General features: G+C 74.1%; 14 protein-coding genes. 5 read left to right on the top strand and 9 right to left on the bottom strand.

Features of this window, described 5'->3' with window-relative positions:
- Window positions 1-79: 79 nt before the first annotated feature.
- The 6 genes from ACN261_RS23080 to ACN261_RS23055 all read right to left on the bottom strand — a co-directional run bounded on the left by ACN261_RS23080 (window position 80) and on the right by ACN261_RS23055 (window position 6828).
- Window positions 80-583: a DUF2231 domain-containing protein gene (locus ACN261_RS23080; protein ID WP_421481746.1), complete on the bottom strand. Its 504-nt coding sequence runs from the start codon at window positions 581-583 to the stop codon at window positions 80-82.
- A 215-nt stretch (window positions 584-798) separates the two neighbouring features.
- Complete coding sequence (locus ACN261_RS23075) at window positions 799-1539, bottom strand: GAF and ANTAR domain-containing protein (protein WP_421481745.1); 741 nt, start codon at window positions 1537-1539, stop codon at window positions 799-801.
- Between the two features lie 176 nt (window positions 1540-1715).
- Complete coding sequence (gene secA2, locus ACN261_RS23070; protein ID WP_421481744.1) at window positions 1716-4007, bottom strand: accessory Sec system translocase SecA2; 2292 nt, start codon at window positions 4005-4007, stop codon at window positions 1716-1718.
- A gap of 310 nt (window positions 4008-4317) precedes the next feature.
- The gene (locus ACN261_RS23065; protein WP_421481743.1) at window positions 4318-4524 is read right to left on the bottom strand and encodes a DUF397 domain-containing protein; all 207 of its coding nucleotides are present in this window, start codon (window positions 4522-4524) and stop codon (window positions 4318-4320) included.
- A 188-nt stretch (window positions 4525-4712) separates the two neighbouring features.
- Window positions 4713-5801: a zinc-dependent alcohol dehydrogenase gene (locus ACN261_RS23060; RefSeq protein ID WP_425852087.1), complete on the bottom strand. Its 1089-nt coding sequence runs from the start codon at window positions 5799-5801 to the stop codon at window positions 4713-4715.
- Window positions 5794-6828 carry a Gfo/Idh/MocA family protein gene (locus tag ACN261_RS23055; protein WP_425852085.1) on the bottom strand — a complete coding sequence of 345 codons (1035 nt, stop codon included), beginning with the start codon at window positions 6826-6828 and terminating at the stop codon, window positions 5794-5796. The genes ACN261_RS23060 and ACN261_RS23055 overlap by 8 nt, the downstream gene beginning before the upstream one ends.
- Window positions 6829-7079: 251 nt before the next feature.
- Between ACN261_RS23055 and ACN261_RS23050 the strand changes: the two genes are divergently transcribed.
- The 4 genes from ACN261_RS23050 to ctaD all read left to right on the top strand — a co-directional run bounded on the left by ACN261_RS23050 (window position 7080) and on the right by ctaD (window position 12258).
- Complete coding sequence (locus ACN261_RS23050; RefSeq protein WP_363654533.1) at window positions 7080-8060, top strand: glucosyl-3-phosphoglycerate synthase; 981 nt, start codon at window positions 7080-7082, stop codon at window positions 8058-8060.
- Between the two features lie 88 nt (window positions 8061-8148).
- Window positions 8149-9306 carry a glycosyltransferase gene (locus tag ACN261_RS23045; protein WP_421481740.1) on the top strand — a complete coding sequence of 386 codons (1158 nt, stop codon included), beginning with the start codon at window positions 8149-8151 and terminating at the stop codon, window positions 9304-9306.
- 128 nt (window positions 9307-9434) lie between these two features.
- The gene (locus ACN261_RS23040; protein WP_402897916.1) at window positions 9435-10163 is read left to right on the top strand and encodes an ATP-binding protein; all 729 of its coding nucleotides are present in this window, start codon (window positions 9435-9437) and stop codon (window positions 10161-10163) included.
- An 88-nt stretch (window positions 10164-10251) separates the two neighbouring features.
- Window positions 10252-12258 carry an aa3-type cytochrome oxidase subunit I gene (gene ctaD, locus ACN261_RS23035; protein WP_421481739.1) on the top strand — a complete coding sequence of 669 codons (2007 nt, stop codon included), beginning with the start codon at window positions 10252-10254 and terminating at the stop codon, window positions 12256-12258.
- Window positions 12259-12337: 79 nt separating this feature from the next.
- Here ctaD and ACN261_RS23030 read toward each other — a convergent pair whose 3' ends face one another.
- Both ACN261_RS23030 and ACN261_RS23025 read right to left on the bottom strand, forming a co-directional pair.
- On the bottom strand, window positions 12338-13477 hold the full coding sequence (locus ACN261_RS23030; RefSeq protein ID WP_421481738.1) for a SigB/SigF/SigG family RNA polymerase sigma factor: 1140 nt from the start codon (window positions 13475-13477) through the stop codon (window positions 12338-12340).
- Between the two features lie 319 nt (window positions 13478-13796).
- Entirely contained in the window at window positions 13797-15209 is a 1413-nt protein-coding gene (locus tag ACN261_RS23025; RefSeq protein ID WP_421481737.1) for a hypothetical protein, read from the bottom strand.
- A gap of 164 nt (window positions 15210-15373) precedes the next feature.
- Here ACN261_RS23025 and ACN261_RS23020 point away from each other — a divergent pair, with 164 nt between their 5' ends.
- Window positions 15374-15595, top strand: a complete 222-nt coding sequence (locus tag ACN261_RS23020; protein WP_421481736.1) for a CDGSH iron-sulfur domain-containing protein — start codon at window positions 15374-15376, stop codon at window positions 15593-15595.
- On the opposite strand, the gene ACN261_RS23015 is transcribed toward ACN261_RS23020, so the two are convergent.
- Entirely contained in the window at window positions 15515-16621 is a 1107-nt protein-coding gene (locus tag ACN261_RS23015) for an iron-containing redox enzyme family protein (protein ID WP_421481735.1), read from the bottom strand. The genes ACN261_RS23020 and ACN261_RS23015 overlap by 81 nt on opposite strands.
- Between the last annotated feature and the right edge of the window lie 40 nt (window positions 16622-16661).

Below are 16661 nucleotides of genomic sequence, written 5' to 3'. Positions count from 1 at the left end.
AACCGGATTACCGGGGTCGGCGCGGACCTCCGTGACCCCGGCCGGACGCCGCGACGGCGATCAGGGGGCGGGGACGCGATCAGGGGGCGGGGTGGAGGATCTCCACGGTGGAGCCGGCGGGGACACCGTCGAGGGTGTCGAACCCGGTGGGCTCGCGGCGACCGGACTCGAACTGCCGCATCAGCCGGGTGCCCAACCCGACGCCGACCGCACCGACGAGCAGCGCGACCAGCTCCGTCACCAGCAGCACCCCGCTCGCACCGCGCTGCGGGGCATCCGCCCGGACCAGGCAGGACAGCAGGAAGAGCGCGGCCATGCCGGCGTTGACCATGTTGAAGGTGACCATGGTGCGACGGTGCGGCCCCGGCCGTACGTCCCACAGGTCGATCATGCCGGCGACGGCGGCGAGCCCGGCGGCCACCAGCGCGGCGATCGCCGTCCAGTAGCCGACCTCGCCGAGGAACGCCGGGCCGCCCGCGACGTCGGCGAGATCGAACACGGTGGCACTGACGAAGAGCCCGAACGGGAACGTCACCAGCATCGGTTGGATGGGATGCCCCTGCACCCTCAGGCGGCTCTCCATCGTTTCCTCCCCGGGGTCGGCTCAGCTCACCGGTCCAGGGTGCTACCCGCGGGTCGCTTCGACGAAACGGTCGGGCCGTGATTCGCGGGTCCGGAGAGAAACGACACCGTCGGCCGAGGTCGTACCGGGATCAGGGTCGGCGACGTAGCGGCATCGCCACACGCCGATGCCGGTGCGTGGGTCCCGGTGCGTGGATCGACCGAACCGCGCGGTCGTCAGGACTCGCGGGGGCGGGAGACGGTGGTGACCAGCCGTTCGGCCACCTCCCGCAGCGGGATGTCCAGCGAGGACGCCGCGCTGCGCAGCACGTCGAGGGCCTCCGGCGCCGGGCAGCCCCGTTGGGTCATGATCACCCCGACGGCCTGGCCGACGACGTTCTCCCCGAGCAGCGCGCCATCGCGTTCGCTGTCCCGCTCGGCCCGCCTGGCCCGGTCCCGTACGGCGGCCAGCAGCAGTCCCGCGTGCTCGGCGAGCAGCATCGCGGTGAGCTGGTGCCGGGTGCCCAGCGTGCCGTGCCGGCCGGCGTACAGGTTGATCGAGCCGATCGCCCGCTCGTCCACGTCCACCGGGGCGGAGATCACCCCGTACACGCCGAGCCGGCGGGCGCGGTCGGTCCAGGCCACCCACCGGTCCTCGGCGGTCAGATCCGTCGCGATGATCATCTCGCGGCGGCGGATGGCGTCCATCGCTGGTGACTCCGCACCGTGCCCCAGGTCGTCCAGCTCGGCCAGCCGGGGGTCCGACGCGGCCACCCCGGCGGGCTCGCCGGCCCGTAGCGCGGTGAAGCCGCACCAGAGCACCCCCGGGACGGCGTCCGCGGCGATCCGGACCAGCTCGGTCAGCGCCTCGTCGAAGTCGTCGACCGCGATCAGCCCCGCGGTCAACTCCCGCAGCAGGGCGGCCGTCTCCAGTACCCCGAGCGTGTCGATGGTCAGCTCCCGCATGTCCACGTTCACCGGCCCGCGGGCTCCGTCGTACACCTGCCGCCCGGCACCGGCGTCGTTGCCTGTGTCATCGTGATGATCTCTCTCCCGAGTCGTGGGCCCCGGGCTACTACCCTGGCAAAACCGGATCGAAACCGCGTAAAGGAACCCCTCCGGCGCATTTCGCGCCGGAGGGGTTCCCGGGCCGCTCAGCGGGCGGCGGCGAGCCGCCGGCCGACGGAGGCGATCAGCCGGTCCAGTTCCGAACCGAACGGGTTGTCGTGCACCAGGTACGTCCAGGTGGCGCTGGGCCGTACCAGCTTGGCGGCGTCCGGCTCCCAGTCCTCGGCGAACTCGGTCTCCTCGAAGGTCGCCAGGGTCCGCGTCTCGATCTCGGGGATGAGGTTGGTGAACGCCGGCACCGCCGCCCGGTGGAACTCGTCGAGCGGGTCGAGCCGGCCCAGCGCCCGCAGGTGCACACCCTCGCGGACCTCGGACAGCTCGGCCAGGTGCTCCGCCCAGAGCCGGTCGGTGTGGTAGAGCGCGATGGAGCGGGCCACCCGGGCCAGCAGGTCCTCGTCCATCTCGCCGGCCTTCTCGGGCATCCGGTCGAGCAGCATCAGCGCGGCCACGTCCGAGGTGAGCAGCCGCTCCCGACGCTCGGCGAGGGCGATCCGCTGCTGCTCGATGACCACGCTGTAGCGCCAGGTGTTGCGGTGGATCTCGTGGTTGACGCCCTCGGCGACCCGCTGGGCGTGCTCCACCGCGTAGTCGACCTGCTCGTCGGTGACCAGGCCGTCGGCGTTCATCCGGGGCGAGGCCGGAACGGTGTCGCCGGCGTGCCGCACGACCAGGTCGTCCTCCAGGCTGACGAAGAAGACCGAACCGCCCGGGTCACCCTGCCGGCCGGCCCGACCACGCAGCTGGTCGTCGACCCGGCGGCTGTCGTGCCGGCCGCTGCCGATCACGTAGAGGCCGCCGAGTTCGGCCACCCGCTCCTGGTCGACCTGCTCGCTGCCGCCGAGCCGGATGTCCACGCCCCGGCCGGCCATCTGGGTGGAGACGGTCACCGCGCCGTACGCGCCGGCCTCGGCGATGATCGCCGCCTCCTCGTCGTCGTTCTTGGCGTTGAGCACCACGCACGGCACCCCGGCGGCGTGCAGACCGGCGGCGAGCCCCTCGGACTCCTTCACGTCGAGGGTGCCGACCAGCACCGGGCGGCCGGCCTCGTGGCAGCGCCGGATCTCGTCGATCAGCGCCTCCTCCTTCTCGGCCCGGGTCGCGTAGATCCGGTCCGGCTCGTCCTCGCGGACGCAGGGGGTGTTCGGCGGGATCACCGCGACCTCAAGGCCGAAGAACTCGCGGAGCTGGTCGCCGACCAGCACCGCGGTCGCCGTCATGCCGCACAGCTTGGGGTAGAGCGCGATGTACGCCTGCACGGCGATGGTGCCCAGCACCTCGCCCTCGGCGGTGGCGTCCAGCCCCTCCTTCGCCTCCACGGCGGCCTGCAGGCCGTCGGGCCAGCGGCGGCGCTGGGCGACCCGGCCGCGCATCTCGTCGATCAGCTCCACCGATCCGTCGCGGACGATGTAGTCGACGTCGCGGTGCAGCAGGGCGTGCGCGTGCAGCGCCACGTTCACCGCGGAGAGCTGGCCGACGTGCTCGGTGTCGTACAGGTCGATGCCGCCCAGCTTGGCCTCGACGGCGGCCAGCCCCTCGGTGGTGAAGGCGACGCTGCGGCCGTCCTCGGCGACCGTGTAGTGCCGGCCCTTGCGCAGGCCGCGCACGAGCGCGGCGGAGGCGTGCACCGGGTCCTGCTCGCCGGTGGTCGAGCCGGCCAGCACCATCGGCACCCGGGCCTCGTCGATCAGGATCGAGTCGGCCTCGTCGACGATGGCGGTGGCCAGCGGCGGCTGGACCCGGTCGGCGATGTCGGTGACGAGCTGGTCGCGCAGGAAGTCGAAGCCGGCCTCGCTGACCGAGACGTAGGTGACGTCGCAGCCGTACGCGGCCCGCCGCTCGGCCGGGGTGGAGGCCTCGTTGACCCAGCCCACGGTCAGCCCGAGCAGCCGGTAGACCGGCGTCATCCACTCGGCGTCCCGGCGGGCCAGGTAGTCGTTGACGGTGAGCACGTGCACCGGCCCGTTGCCCAGCCGGACGTGCCCGTAGGCGGCGATGGTGGCGGTGAGCGTCTTGCCCTCACCGGTGGCCATCTCGGCGACCTTGCCGGACAGCAGCGCCATCGCGCCGAGCAGCTGCACGTCGTACGGCCGCTGGTCGAGGCCCCGGCGGGCGGCCTCGCGGCCGACGGCGCAGATGTCCACGTACTCCGTGGCGGCACCGGCGGCCTCGGTCAGCGCGTCGTCGTCGAGCGCCGACAGCTCTTCCTCACGCGCGGCGACCCGCGGCAGCAGCTTCTCCAGCGGAGCCAGGTCGACCGTCGTCCCCGGGCGCTGGAGGAACCGGCGGAACCTGCTCTTCAACCGTTGCGACACACCCATGAGCGGCAACGGTACGCGAATTCGGCCGCGAACGGCTGCCCGGTCCGCACGTTGCGATCCCGCTGTCCGATTCCCGGCCCATCCGGGCAGGTCAGCGAGGTGTGCCGGCGGCCCACCGGCAGGTGGCGGGCAGCTGGTCGACCGGGACGCAGGCTGACGGTCGTCGATGATCAGCGAGGCCGGCCCCGCGTGCGCGGCGACGCAGGCGATCGCGCCGCCGGTCGGTGCCCGGCGGGCCGTCACCCCCCGCGTGCGCGGCGACGCAGCCTTACTGAGCTGGGGCGCTATAGATCAACTTCCTGGTTGCGGTTCACTCTGCCGCACGAGCCGACGCCGCCCGACTCGCGAAGTCGACGAAGCCACGCCACGCCGCCGGGGCGAACGTGAGCACCCCGCCGTCCCGGTCCTTGCTGTCCCGCACCAGGACGACACCGGGAAGGTTGCCCGCGACCTCGACACAGTTGCCGCCGTTGCCGCCGCTCTTCGTAGGTCGAGGCGGAACAGCACCTGACCTCACTCGACAGTGGCCGCCAGACCGACCTGACCCGCCGTTTCCTGGCCTGGCCGCCCCCACCAGCCGCCCCTTTACCCCGGTGATCAAGAGGTTTACGTCAAGAATCCGTTCCACCATGACGCAAACCTCTTGATCACCGGGGCAGGGCAGCGAGGGCTAGGCGGGCGAGGCAGGGCGGCGGTGCGGGGTGGTCAGGGGGTGAGGACGACCTGGAGTTCGTGGCGGCGACGGCCGGCCAGGTCGGTGAAGAGCGCCGGGGCGTCCGCGAACGGGACCACGGCCGAGATCAGGTGCGCGCGGACCAGGTCGCCGTGTCGGCGCAGCAGGTCGATCGTCTCGGCGGAGAGCCGTTCCCGGTCCCAGGTCGGGGCGAGACCGCGCGGCACCCGGCCGATCTGGGCGCAGCGCAGCGTCAGCCCGTTGTGGTGGAACTCCTCGCCGAGCCGGACGGCGTCCGCGCCGCCCGGATAGAAGGCCAGGTCGACCACCGTGCCCTGGGGGCGCAGCAGGCGCAGCGCCAGGTGCAGCGCGTGGTCCTGGCCCCGGCACTGGAACACCACGTCGGCGCCCCGGTCCCCGACGCCGTGGTTCCACCGGGTCTTGAGCACCACCGCCGGGTCGTCGGCGGTCGGGTCCAGGGTTTCCAGCCCGAGGGCCTCGGCGACCTGCCGGCGCTGCGACGTGGGGTCGACCACCACCACCGAGGCGGCTCCGTGCCGGCGGGCGAACAGGGCGGTGAGCAGGGCGACCACGCCACCGCCGACGACCGCCACCCGTCGGCCGCGCACCCCGTCGCCGAGGGTGCGCACACCGGCGCCGTACAGGTCGGCGGCGGCGTGCAGCAGCCCGTTGGCGCAGATCGGGCCCATGTGCGCCACGTAGACGCCGAGCATCGGGTCGAGGTCGTCGGGCAGCGGCACGAACCGTTCGGCGAGCGGGTCGGCGACGTACCCGGTGCGGTGGCCGTACGTCATCGCGCCGACGGTGCCGACGGTGATCGCCGGGGTGCGGCTCTGCACCACCTCGGCGACCTGCATGTAGCCGAGCCGGGTGACCGGGTACGGGGTGCCGGCGGCGCCCGGCCGGAACAGGCCGAGCGCGGGATCGAGGGTGACGGTGAGGTGGGGGTTGGTGCCCTTGACGAAGCTCAGCTCCGTCCCGGCGGAGACCCCGCTGTAGCGGGTCCGCACCCGGATCATGCCCTCGCGCAGCTCACCGGCGTCCTGCTCGGCCAGCGCGACGCGCCCCGGGCCGTCGACCACGACCACCGTGTCACGCATCGACGCCCGCCCCCGTGGGCGCGCCGGGCCGGCCGTCGGTGGTCGGCGTGAGCGCGGCCGGGCCGGTGGGCAGGCTGACGCCGCGGCCGGTGCGGGCGCTCCGGGCGAGCGCGACCGCCAGTCGTTGGGTGCGCAGCGCCTCCGCGTACGGCACCCGGATGTCGTCGCCGACGCCGGTCACCGCGTCGACGAAGGCCCGGTCGACGGCGACCCGGGCGGCGTCGGGGTCGGCCGGGAGGTGGCGTTCCCCGTCGGCGTCCCGGACGGTCAGACCGTCCTCGGTCAGCGAGAGGGCCAGCCCGTCGGCGAGGATCTCCAGTCCGGCCCGGTGCTTCCAGCCGAGCACGCAGGCGGCGGCGAGGGTGCCCACCGCGCCGGAGGCGAAGCGCAGCGTGGCGGCGGTCACCGAGTCGATGTCGGCGTCGTCCACCGGGGGTGGGTTGCCGTCGCCGTAGGCGGTCACCTCGACGGCCTCGCCGACCAGCACCCGGGTCAGGTCCAGGACGTGGGCGGCCTGCTCGACCACCGGGCCGCCGGAGCGGTCCCGCACCGCCCACCAGGCCACCGGGGGCACCTTGTCCAGCCAGGCCCCGTTGACCATCCGCACCGGACGGTCGGCGAGCAGTTCCCGGGCCTGCGCCACCACGTGCAGGTAGCGCCAGTGGTGCCCGACGGCGGTGAGCAGTCGCCGCTGCTCGACCAGGGCGGCGATCCGTTCGGCGGTGTCCAGGTCGACCGCGACCGGCTTCTCCACGAACATCGGCACCCCGGCGGCGACGACGGCCTCCTCCACCGGCCCGTGGGCGAACGGCGGCACGCAGACGTAGACCGCGTCGGGGCCGGCGGCCAACAGGTCGTCGACGTCGGCGAAGGCCCGGGTCGAGTGGGTGTCGGCCAGCCGGGCGGCGGCGGACCGGGTCACGTCGGTGACCCCGACCAGTTCGACGTCGGCGAAACTCCCCAGCACGCGGGCGTGACGTTGCGCCACCCCACCGGCCCCGACCAGCCCCACCCGGCACGTACGCATACCCTCGGCCCTCCCGACGCGGTCACCACTACCGCGCACAGCACTGCCCCGGCGCGGCGGGGCGAAACCCCGGCGGTCACCGCAACACAGCGTTCATCTGCCGGGAACCGGCAGGTGGAGCCGCCGTGATCAAGCTGTTAGGGAATATCCAGTTAACGAATGTGCAGAGACGGGAAAACCAAGTCTGCGTTTTCCGCCATGGATCTGGGGGTTTGCCAGTGCGGGACACAGAACCGATCGTCTCCCCTGTCGTGGAGGCATGGGCCACCTACCGGACGACGTCGGCGCAGGACTGGCCCACGCGACGGCTGATCAGAGCCAAGGGGGAGAACCGGGTCAGCGTGGTGCTGCCCGCCCGCAACGAGGAAGCCACCGTCGGGGCGATCGTCTCGACGATCCGGGAACACCTGATGGACCGCGTCCCCCTGGTCGACGAGTTGATCGTGGTCGACTCGCGGTCGACCGACCGGACCGCGCAGGTGGCCCGGGCCGCCGGCGCGGAGGTGGTCGGCCAGGACGAGATGACCCGGGGCCTGCCCCGGCTGACCGGCAAGGGCGACGCGCTCTGGGCCGGCCTGGCCGCCGCCGAGGGCGACGTCGTCGCGTTCGTCGACGCCGACCTGCGGGAGTTCCGGCCGCACTTCGTGACCGGGCTGATCGGCCCGCTGCTGGTCGACCCGTCGGTGGAGTTCGTGAAGGGCTTCTACCACCGGCCGCTGGTCGGCACGACCAGCGTGGAGACCGACGGCGGCGGGCGGGTGACGGAGCTGATGGCCCGGCCGCTGCTGAACCTGTTCTGGCCGGAGCTGGCCGGTTTCGTGCAGCCCCTCGCGGGCGAGTACGCCGGCCGGCGCGAGGTGCTGGAGCGGGTCCCGTTCGTCACCGGTTACGGGGTCGAGACGGCCATGCTGATCGACCTGCTGGAACTGGTCGGCCTGGACGCGCTGGCCCAGGTCGACCTGGGCGAGCGCAAGCACCGGCACCAGGACACCGCGGCCCTGGGCCGGATGTCCGCGCAGATCATGCACACCGCCTGGGCGCGGTTGCAGCGGCGGGGCTGGGCCGCCCCGGGCACCAGCCCGGGTGCCGTGCTCACCCAGTTCCGTCGGGGCGGCTCGGAGGCGCTGCCGAATCTCGACCGGGAGGTCGTCGTCAACGACGTCTCGGTGCAGGAACGCCCGCCCCTGGCCGAGCTGCGGCCCCGGCTGCCACGCCGGCGGGTCGCCGCGTGACGACGCGTCGCGCCGGCGGCTGCGCCACCCGACGCGCGGGGTCGAGACCCGCCCGGGACCCCGTCCGTCCCGAGAGGAAGTCCCGACCATGAGCCTCACCGTGCTGATGAACGCCGGCCCGTGGCTGTCCGTGCCGCCACCCGGCTACGGCGGCATCGAGAACGTCGTCGCCACCCTGGTGCCGGAGCTGCGCCGGCTCGGGGTGCGGGTGGTGCTCGCCTCGGTGGGGTCGAGCACCCTGCCGGTGGACGAGAAGTTCTCGGTCTTCGACGACGGGCAGTTCGCGGCGCTGCAACGGCCGTACAACCAGGTGTGCGGGGTGTCCCAGGCGCACCTGGCCGGGGTGGTGCGGCAGCTGCACGGCCGCGACGACGTCGACCTGGTGCACGACCACGTGGAGGCGGTCGGGCTGGCCACCCTGGCGGCGATGGGGCCGGACGCCCCACCGGTGCTGCACACCCTGCACTGGGACCTGGCCAAGCACCCCGAGCTGTACGGCACCCTCGACGGCGGGGCACGGGTACGGGTCAACGGCGTCTCCGCCGCCCAGTTGGCCCGCGCACCCCGGGCGCTGCGGGAGCACGCGGTCGGGCACGTGCACCTGGCGACCCCGCTGGCGGTGCACGCCGACCGGGCGCCCCGGCCGGTGAAGGGCGACCACACGGTCATCCTGGGCCGGATCAATCCGGGCAAGGGGCAGGACGTCGGGGCCCGGCTGGCCCGGCGCACCGGGGTGCCGCTGGTGCTCGCCGGCCCGGTCGGGCCCTACCACCGGCCGGCGGACCTGGCGGCGGCGGGCGACGGGGCCCGGCAGAACCCGGACGTGCGGTTCTTCTACGACGAGGTCGCCCCGCACGTCGACGGGGAGCTGGTCCGCTGGGTCGGCACGGTGGCCGGTCGGGAACGCGACGACCTGCTGGCCGGGGCGCGGGCGGCGCTGTTCCCGCTGCGGTGGGAGGAGCCCGGCGGGACGGCCGTGGTGGAGTCGCTGGCGCTGGGCACGCCGGTGGTGGCGACCGCCCGGGGCTGCCTGCCCGAGTTGGTCGACCACGGGCGGACCGGACTGCTCACCGACGACGAGGACGAACTGGGTGAGCTGCTGCTGGCGGCGCGGCGGCTCGACCCCGACGAGTGCCGCCGGGAGGCCGCCGCCCGGTTCACCCCGGCGGTGATGGCGCAGCGCTACGTCGCCCTCTACGAGACGGTCCGCGCCGCCGCCCGGGTGCCCGAGCTGCGGGCCGCCTGAGCCGGCCGGGCCCGGGGACGGCTCGCACCGGGACCGTGGGCGACGCCGCCCACGGCCCCGGTTTCGTCCCGCCGGACCCCGGGTACCTGGCGGTTCTCCCCAGCACCACGAACGGAATCGAGGGGCCGATGGTCAGCCGGATCACCTGCGAGGTCAGCGACGCGTCACCGGTGACCGTCGTACGCCTCGCCGGCGCGCTCGACCTGGGCACCATGCGCGCCGTGCACACCGTGTTGGACCGCTGCCTGACCACGCTGCCGGACGCGCTGGTGGTCGACCTGGGCGGGGTGACCGTCGCCGACCGGCTGGCGCTGTCGGTGTTCGCCGCCACCGCCCGGCAGGCCGCCGACTGGCCGGCCGTGCCGATGGTGCTCTGCTCTCCCCCGCCCGACGCCGCGGCCTGGTTGGCCACCTCCACCACCTGCCGGGTGGTGCCGGTACGGCAGGACTGCGCGGAGGCGACCCGGTGGGCCGGGGCGACCGCCGCACCCCGGTTGCGGGCCCGGTTGGAGCCGGTGGCGGGGGCCTGCCGGCGGGCCCGTGAGCTGGTCGGCGACGCGTGTTCCCGGTGGAACGTGCCGCACCTGGTGGAACCGGCGTCGCTGGTGCTCAGCGAGCTGGTCGGCAACGTGGTCCGGCACGCCCACACCCCGATGCGGATCACGTTGACCCTGCACCAGCCGTACCTGCGGGTGGCCGTGGCCGACGGCAGCCGGACGGCGGCCCGCGCGGCCAGCCCGGACCTGTCCGCCGAGGGCGGCCGGGGGCTGCTGCTGATCCGGGAGATGGCGCAGCGCTGGGGCAGCTCCCCGCTGGCCGACGGCAAGGTGGTGTGGGCACTCCTGCCGGCGAATTGACCGAAATTCCCCCTGTCGCCTGGTTACATGGGCGGAGGGCGGGTAGTCGCGCCCGTCCTTTCTGTCGTCACGACGGGGTGAGAGAGCCATGCCCAGACGGGTAACCACGGAGCCCGCACGAGACCGGGGGCCGGCCATCCTCGCCCCGGCCCGGTTCGGCGGCTTTCCCGGGCCGGTCCGCCCGGCGCTGCCCGGCAACAAGCTGCTCCGGCTGCTCGGCACCACCGACGCCAAGCAGATCGGCCTGCTCTACCTGGCCACGTCGTTCGTGTTCTTCCTGATCGGCGGGGTGCTGGCCCTGCTCATCCGGGCCGAGCTGGCCCGGCCGGGGATGCAGTTCCTCTCCCCCGAGCAGTACAACCAGGCGTTCACCATGCACGGCACGATCATGCTGCTGCTCTTCGCCACCCCGCTGGTGTTCGCCTTCGGCAACTACATCGTCCCGTTGCAGATCGGCGCCCCGGACGTGGCGTTCCCCCGGCTCAACGCGTTCGCGTACTGGCTGTACCTGTTCGGCGGGACCATGGTCGTCGGCGGCTACCTCACCCCCGGCGGCGCGGCCGACTTCGGCTGGACGGCGTACAACCCGCTCAGCGACGCGACGAACTCCCCGGGCATCGGGGCGAACCTGTGGGTGGTCGGCCTGGTCGTCTCCGGGCTGGGCACCATCCTGGGCGCGGTCAACCTGATCACCACCACGCTGACCCTGCGCGCGCCCGGCATGACCATGTTCCGGATGCCGATCTTCACGTGGAACATGCTGCTCACCGCCGTCCTGGTGATCCTGGTCTTCCCGCTGCTGGCCGCCGCGCTGCTGGCGCTGGGGGCGGACCGGCTGCTCGACGCGCACGTCTACGACGCGGGCACCGGCGGGCCGATGCTGTGGCAGCACCTGTTCTGGTTCTTCGGCCATCCCGAGGTCTACATCGTGGCGCTGCCGTTCTTCGGCATCATCACCGAGATCATCCCCGTGTTCAGCCGCAAGCCGATCTTCGGCTACACCGGGCTGGTGCTGGCCACGGTCGCGATCACCGTGCTGTCGATGACCGTGTGGGCGCACCACATGTTCGCCACCGGCCAGGTGCTGCTGCCGTTCTTCAGCTTCCTCAGCTACCTGATCGCGGTGCCCACCGGGGTGAAGTTCTTCAACTGGATCGGCACCATGTGGAAGGGGCAGCTCACCTTCGAGACGCCGATGCTGTTCGCCATCGGGTTCCTGGTGACCTTCCTGCTCGGCGGCCTCACCGGGGTGCTGCTGGCCAGCCCGCCGGTGGACTTCCACGTCACCGACTCGTACTTCGTGGTGGCGCACTTCCACTACGTGCTGTTCGGCACGATCGTGTTCGCCGCGTTCGGCGGGGTCTACTTCTGGTTTCCCAAGATGACCGGCCGGCTGCTCGACGAGCGGCTCGGCAAGCTGCACTTCTGGACCATGTTCATCGGCTTCCACGCCACCTTCCTGGTGCAGCACTGGCTGGGCGACGAGGGGATGCCCCGCCGGTACGCCGACTACCTGCCCGGCGACGGCTTCACCACGCTCAACATGATCTCCACGGTCGGCTCGTTCGTGCTCGGCGCGTCCACCCTGTTCTTCCTCTACAACGTGTGGAAGTCCTGGCGGTACGGCGCGCTGGTGACCGTCGACGACCCGTGGGGTTTCGGCAACTCCCTGGAGTGGGCCACCACCTGCCCGCCGCCGCTGCGCAACTTCGACCGGATGCCCCGGATCCGCTCCGAACGCCCCGCCTTCGACGCCAAGTACGGCCCGCTCGTCGCCGACCTCGGCCGGGACCTGCCGCAACGCACCACCCGGCCACCACAGGAGTTGCACGACGAGCTGCGCCACGAACGGCACGTCCCCGAGTCGCCTGCGGCCGAGGGCGCGCACGGGGCCCGGGAGGCGGTGGAGTACCAACCCGCCCCGCAGTCGGGTGCCCGCCCGGTGGTGGTGCCCGAACCGGAGCAGGTCCGCCGCCCCGGCTTCGCGCACTCCGACGCCCCGCAGGACGACGACCCGGGCGGTGCGAACCCCGACACCCCCGAACGGTGGCGGCACCCGCACGGCACGGACGACGACGACCCCGGACGGCGCTGACCCGCAACGGTCCTCGGGCCGGCGCCCCCGCGCGGGGGTGCCGGCCCGACGTTCGTCCTCCCGCCGACCGGAGCCGGGGTCAGGCGTCCACGGTGGCGGGCAGGCCGGCGGCGGCCAGCGAACGGCGTACCGCCGGCTGGACCCGGGTCAGCCGCAACGGCACCCCGGTGCGCAGGGCGGCGTCCCGGCCGGCCACCAGCGCGGCGATGCCACCGGCGTCCACCCCGCCCGCGCCGTCCAGGTCCACCACCAGTTCGCGGGGCTGCCCGGCGACCGCCTCCAGCATCATCCGGCGCAACTGGTCCGCACCGTCGCGGTCGATCTCGCCCCCGACCTCGACGACCGTCCGTTCCGCGGTGCGTTTGACCGCGATCCGGTTCCGGCCGGTGTCCGCCTCGGCGGAGCCGTTGCACCACGGCGGCGGGGTGTCGGCGAGCATCGCCTGACGCAGCCAGGTCAATGCCCGCGACAGCAACCGGGACACGTGCATCTGGGAGATGCCGAACCGGGCGGCGATCTCCGCCTGGGTCTGGTTGCCGTAGAAGCGCATCGCCAGGATGCGCCGCTCCCGCCAGGGCAGCCGGTGCAGCAGCCCGCTGACCGTGACCCGGTCGTCCACCGACTCCAACGCGTTGTCCGACTCGCCGACCAGGTCACCGAACTCGGCGGAACTCTCCCCGCCGACGGGCGCGTTGAGCGAGGCGGGGCTGTAGCCGGCCGCCGACTCCAGGGCGGCGAGGATCTCCTCCTCCGGCGTCTCCAGCCGGGCCGCCAGCTCGGCCACGCTCGGCGCGCGGGACAGCTCACTGGTCAACGCCGAGGTGGCCTGCCCGACCTCCAGGATCAGGTCCCGCAGCCGGCGGGGCACGTGCACCCCCCAGGTGCGGTCGCGGAAGTGCCGCTTGATCTCCCCGACGATGGTGATCGCCGCGTACGCGGTGAACGAACCCCGCTCGGGGTCGTACCGGTCGACGGCGTTGACCAGGCCGAGCCGGGCCACCTGCTCCAGGTCCTCCAACGGTTCACCCCGCCCCCGGTAGCGGCGGGCCAGCCGGCCGGCGAACGGCAGGGCGAACCGGACCAGGTCCTCACGGGCCTCCCCCCGGCGCTCCGGGGGCAGGCCGGCGATGCGCGCGGCGTACGCCAGCGCGGCGGCGTCCAGGTCCTCCAGGCCCCGCTCGGTCGGAGGTGGTGTGGTCGTGGTGGTCTGTCCGAACATCCGCGCCTCCCTCAGGAAGGTCCCCCGCCCGGATCGGGCCGGTCGGGCGCGTGGTGGCACCACGCACCGGGTCGGAAGTGGGGTTTCACGTGCCGCGCCGGGATCACCGGACGCGGGCGGGCGACGACCGGCCGCCACGCGACGGACCGTCGCGGCGGGCGGTCTTCCCGCTCCCCAGGTACTCAATCACGCGTCCCCGGGTTCGCGAGGATGTTTCGGCGTGCCGGGTCCGGCCGGGCGGCGCGGACACCCCGGGCGTCCCCTTTCCGGGCGACCGACCGGCCGTCCCGGGCCGGCCCGCGCTGCGGGCCGGGGGCGGTCAGGACACGGTGAGACCCAGTGGCGCGCCCGCCTCGCGGAGCCCGGCCAGCGCGTCACCGACGCTCAACGGCGGCGGCGTCGGCAGGTCGTACGGCTGGCCGCGCAGCACCTCGGTGGCCCGCCGGGTGGCCACCGACGCCACCGGGTAGCCCCGGGCGGCGGTCCGGTCCAGGGCCCGGCGGCGACGGCCGAAGCCCGCCACCGCCAGCCACTGCGGCAGCCCCGCCACGGCCGGCGACCGCAACCCCGGCGACTCGGGCAGCACGTCCACCGAACTGAACGGCTCGCTGCCGGCGAGCCACCACTCCACCTCCTCGACGCTGCGCCGGGTCGCGTTCTCGCACCAGTACGGCACCAGCCCCGCCCGCACCACCTGCCACGGATCGAACACCCGGCCGCACTCCACCACCAGCCGGTCGCCCGTCTTGCCGGCACGGCGCAGCCACCGGCGGTACAGGTCGGCGGTGGCCGCGCTGAGCGCCCCCGGGTGCGGCACCCGCACCTGACGCAGCTCGTGGCCCCGACCACCGGCCCAGTGCCCCAGTGCCCGGACGAACCCCGGCTCCACCCCGTGTTCGGCGGACTCCCCGGCGGCGGTGACCGGCGGCGGTTCCCACCCGTCCCCGGTCGCCCCGGCGGCCCGCAACACCTGACGCAGGGCGGGCGAGTCCGGGTGGAAGTCCACCGGTCGCAGGCCACTGGCCGGGCAGCCGACCTGGAAGCTGTGCCCCTGCCCGGAGTCGGACACCGGCCAGCGGCGCACGTCGTCGACCAGCAGCAGCGCCGCCCGGTCGGCCAGCCGGTCGGCCAGGAACCGGGCGTACGCCACCGGCAGCGCCCGGAAGCGGCCCACCAGGGTGATCGCCGTACCGGCCAGCGCGCCCCGGCTCGCCGGGCAGTGCACCTGACGGACGTGCAGCCCGGGGTTGCCGGCGAGGATCCGGGCGGCGAACGCGGCCCCCTGGTCGAGCGCGGCGGCGGGACGGTCCACCGCGCCGTGCGTCCAGTGGGCGGTCATCTCGAAGCCGGTGGGCAACCAGGGCACCCCGAGCGCCACGGCCAGGTGCACGGCGGCGGCGTGCGGCGCACCCAGCACCACCGCCGGGTACCGCTCCCGGGGGTACTGGTCGACGATCCAACCGGCCACCCGTTCCCCGTCCACCTCGGCGGCCTGGGCGGCGGTGAGCGCCACCCGGCCGGCGTTGCGCGCCACGGTGAACGGCGACGGTGACGGGGCATGCCCCAGGTCGGCGCAGTCCACCCCGCGCAGCGCGCGGGCGGTCGCGGCGACCAGCACCCGCGCGGTGCTGCCGGCCGTGACGACCCGGTCGCCGGCCAGTCCGGCCCCCCGGGCCGTCGGCCCGGCCGGTGCCGTCCGCACCGGTTCCACCCCGCCTCGTTCGCTCACCACGCGGCCCGGCTTCCCGCCCCTTCGGGGTCTAAACGGGGCATCGCGTCCCGACGGGGGCGATCCCGCCCCGCCCGCCGGTAGGCCGTAGCGGTGCCCGCCGGTCGGTGACCGCCCAGCCGGGCCGGTGCGGGTTTCACGGGGACCGGGCAGGGCACATCCGGACGATGAGCGCCGAGCCCGAACAGACCGCCGACGCGGCGGCCACCATCACCGCCTACCCGGACGGCCCGCTGCTGGTCCGGGGCGACTTCGCGCTGGTGACCCCCGACGGGCGGGCCATCGAGACCCGCCGGGGCGCGGTGGCGCTATGCCGCTGCGGGCGTTCGGGTCGCAAACCGTTCTGCGACGGCACCCACCGGGCCGTCGGTTTCCGTTCGGAGGCGTAGCGAGGACGTGCCGGCGGCCCAACTGTCCAGCAGGTGGGCGGCGAAGAGCCGGTCGGTGGCCAGCGCGGCGGCGGCCCCGAACAGGACGTCGCCGGCGAGGGCCGGTTCGGTACGGACCAGGCCGCCGCACAGGTCGTGCGCGGCGATCTGCTCGTGCACCGCGTCGGCCTCCACGTGCTCGTCGTAGAAGCGGGTGGCCGCCGCGTCGAGACCCAGCCGGCGCAGCCCGTTGCCGTAGCGGCGGTTGGGCAGCGAGGAGGTCATCTCGTAGGCGGCCAGGTGGCCCAGCAGCGCGCCGCGCAGCCGCCGGTGCAGGCCGAACAGCGAGATCAGGTTGTTGACGGCCAACGTGACCGCCGGTACCCGGTCCAGGTGGGCGGCGTAGTCGGTGTCCAGGCCGAGCCGTCCCAGGGTCACCCGGAACAGTTCGGCGTGCATCAGGTCGCACCGGCCGTTGCCGTACTCGTCCATCTGGATCTCGACCAGGGCGGCCTTGGCCGGTCCGCCGAGGCGGGGCAGCGCCCAGCTGTGCGGGTCGGCCTCGCGCAGGTGGTAGATCGAGCGGTGGGTGACGAACTCACGGAACTGGGCGAGGGTGGCCTGCCGGTGCAGGGTCCGGGCCAGCGACGGTCCGTCGTCGGCGGCGACCAGGGCGGCCAGGGCGGCGGGCACGCCGGCCGGCAGCACCGTCGGCTGCGGGCCGACCAGGCGGCGCACCGCCGCCTCGAACGGCCGTTCGGCCACGGCGCGCAGCGCCAGCAGGGACGGCTGCCACTCCCAGTCCTCGTCGACCCCGGCCCAGCCCCGGTAGTGCAGTTCATAGCAGAGGAAGAGGGTGAGCTGCCGGTCCTCGTCGGTCAGCGGGTCCGGACGGCCGCCACCGACGTCGCCGGCCAGCGCCTCGCCGAGCCCGGCCGGCAGGTCGTGCGGCGGCCGGTGCAACGCCGCCACCAGCGCGCCGGAGACCGGGCCGCGGGGCGTCGGCAGCGATGCCGGACCGTAACGGCGGTCGGTGGGTACGGACATCGCGCCTCCCTGGTGAATGCTGAGCTCAGGGATGCCCTGG

The sequence above is a fragment of the Micromonospora sp. WMMD723 genome (assembly GCF_049863385.1).
Taxonomy (GTDB): domain Bacteria; phylum Actinomycetota; class Actinomycetes; order Mycobacteriales; family Micromonosporaceae; genus Micromonospora; species Micromonospora wenchangensis.
Note: the sequence above shows the minus strand (reverse complement) of the source record. Positions and strands in the feature narration are given on the sequence as shown.

Bases quoted from the DNA above. Each gene is read 5' to 3' on its own strand.
- ACN261_RS23080 (WP_421481746.1), bottom strand. From the start codon at position 583: ATGGAGAGCCGCCTGAGGGTGCAGGGGCATCCCATCCAACCGATGCTG.
- secA2 (WP_421481744.1), bottom strand. From the start codon at position 4,007: ATGGGTGTGTCGCAACGGTTGAAGAGCAGGTTCCGCCGGTTCCTCCAG.
- ACN261_RS23060 (WP_425852087.1), bottom strand. From the start codon at position 5,801: ATGCGTGACACGGTGGTCGTGGTCGACGGCCCGGGGCGCGTCGCGCTG.
- ACN261_RS23055 (WP_425852085.1), bottom strand. From the start codon at position 6,828: ATGCGTACGTGCCGGGTGGGGCTGGTCGGGGCCGGTGGGGTGGCGCAA.
- ACN261_RS23045 (WP_421481740.1), top strand. From the start codon at position 8,149: ATGAGCCTCACCGTGCTGATGAACGCCGGCCCGTGGCTGTCCGTGCCG.
- ACN261_RS23040 (WP_402897916.1), top strand. From the start codon at position 9,435: ATGGTCAGCCGGATCACCTGCGAGGTCAGCGACGCGTCACCGGTGACC.
- ctaD (WP_421481739.1), top strand. From the start codon at position 10,252: ATGCCCAGACGGGTAACCACGGAGCCCGCACGAGACCGGGGGCCGGCC.
- ACN261_RS23030 (WP_421481738.1), bottom strand. From the start codon at position 13,477: ATGTTCGGACAGACCACCACGACCACACCACCTCCGACCGAGCGGGGC.
- ACN261_RS23020 (WP_421481736.1), top strand. From the start codon at position 15,374: ATGAGCGCCGAGCCCGAACAGACCGCCGACGCGGCGGCCACCATCACC.
- ACN261_RS23015 (WP_421481735.1), bottom strand. From the start codon at position 16,621: ATGTCCGTACCCACCGACCGCCGTTACGGTCCGGCATCGCTGCCGACG.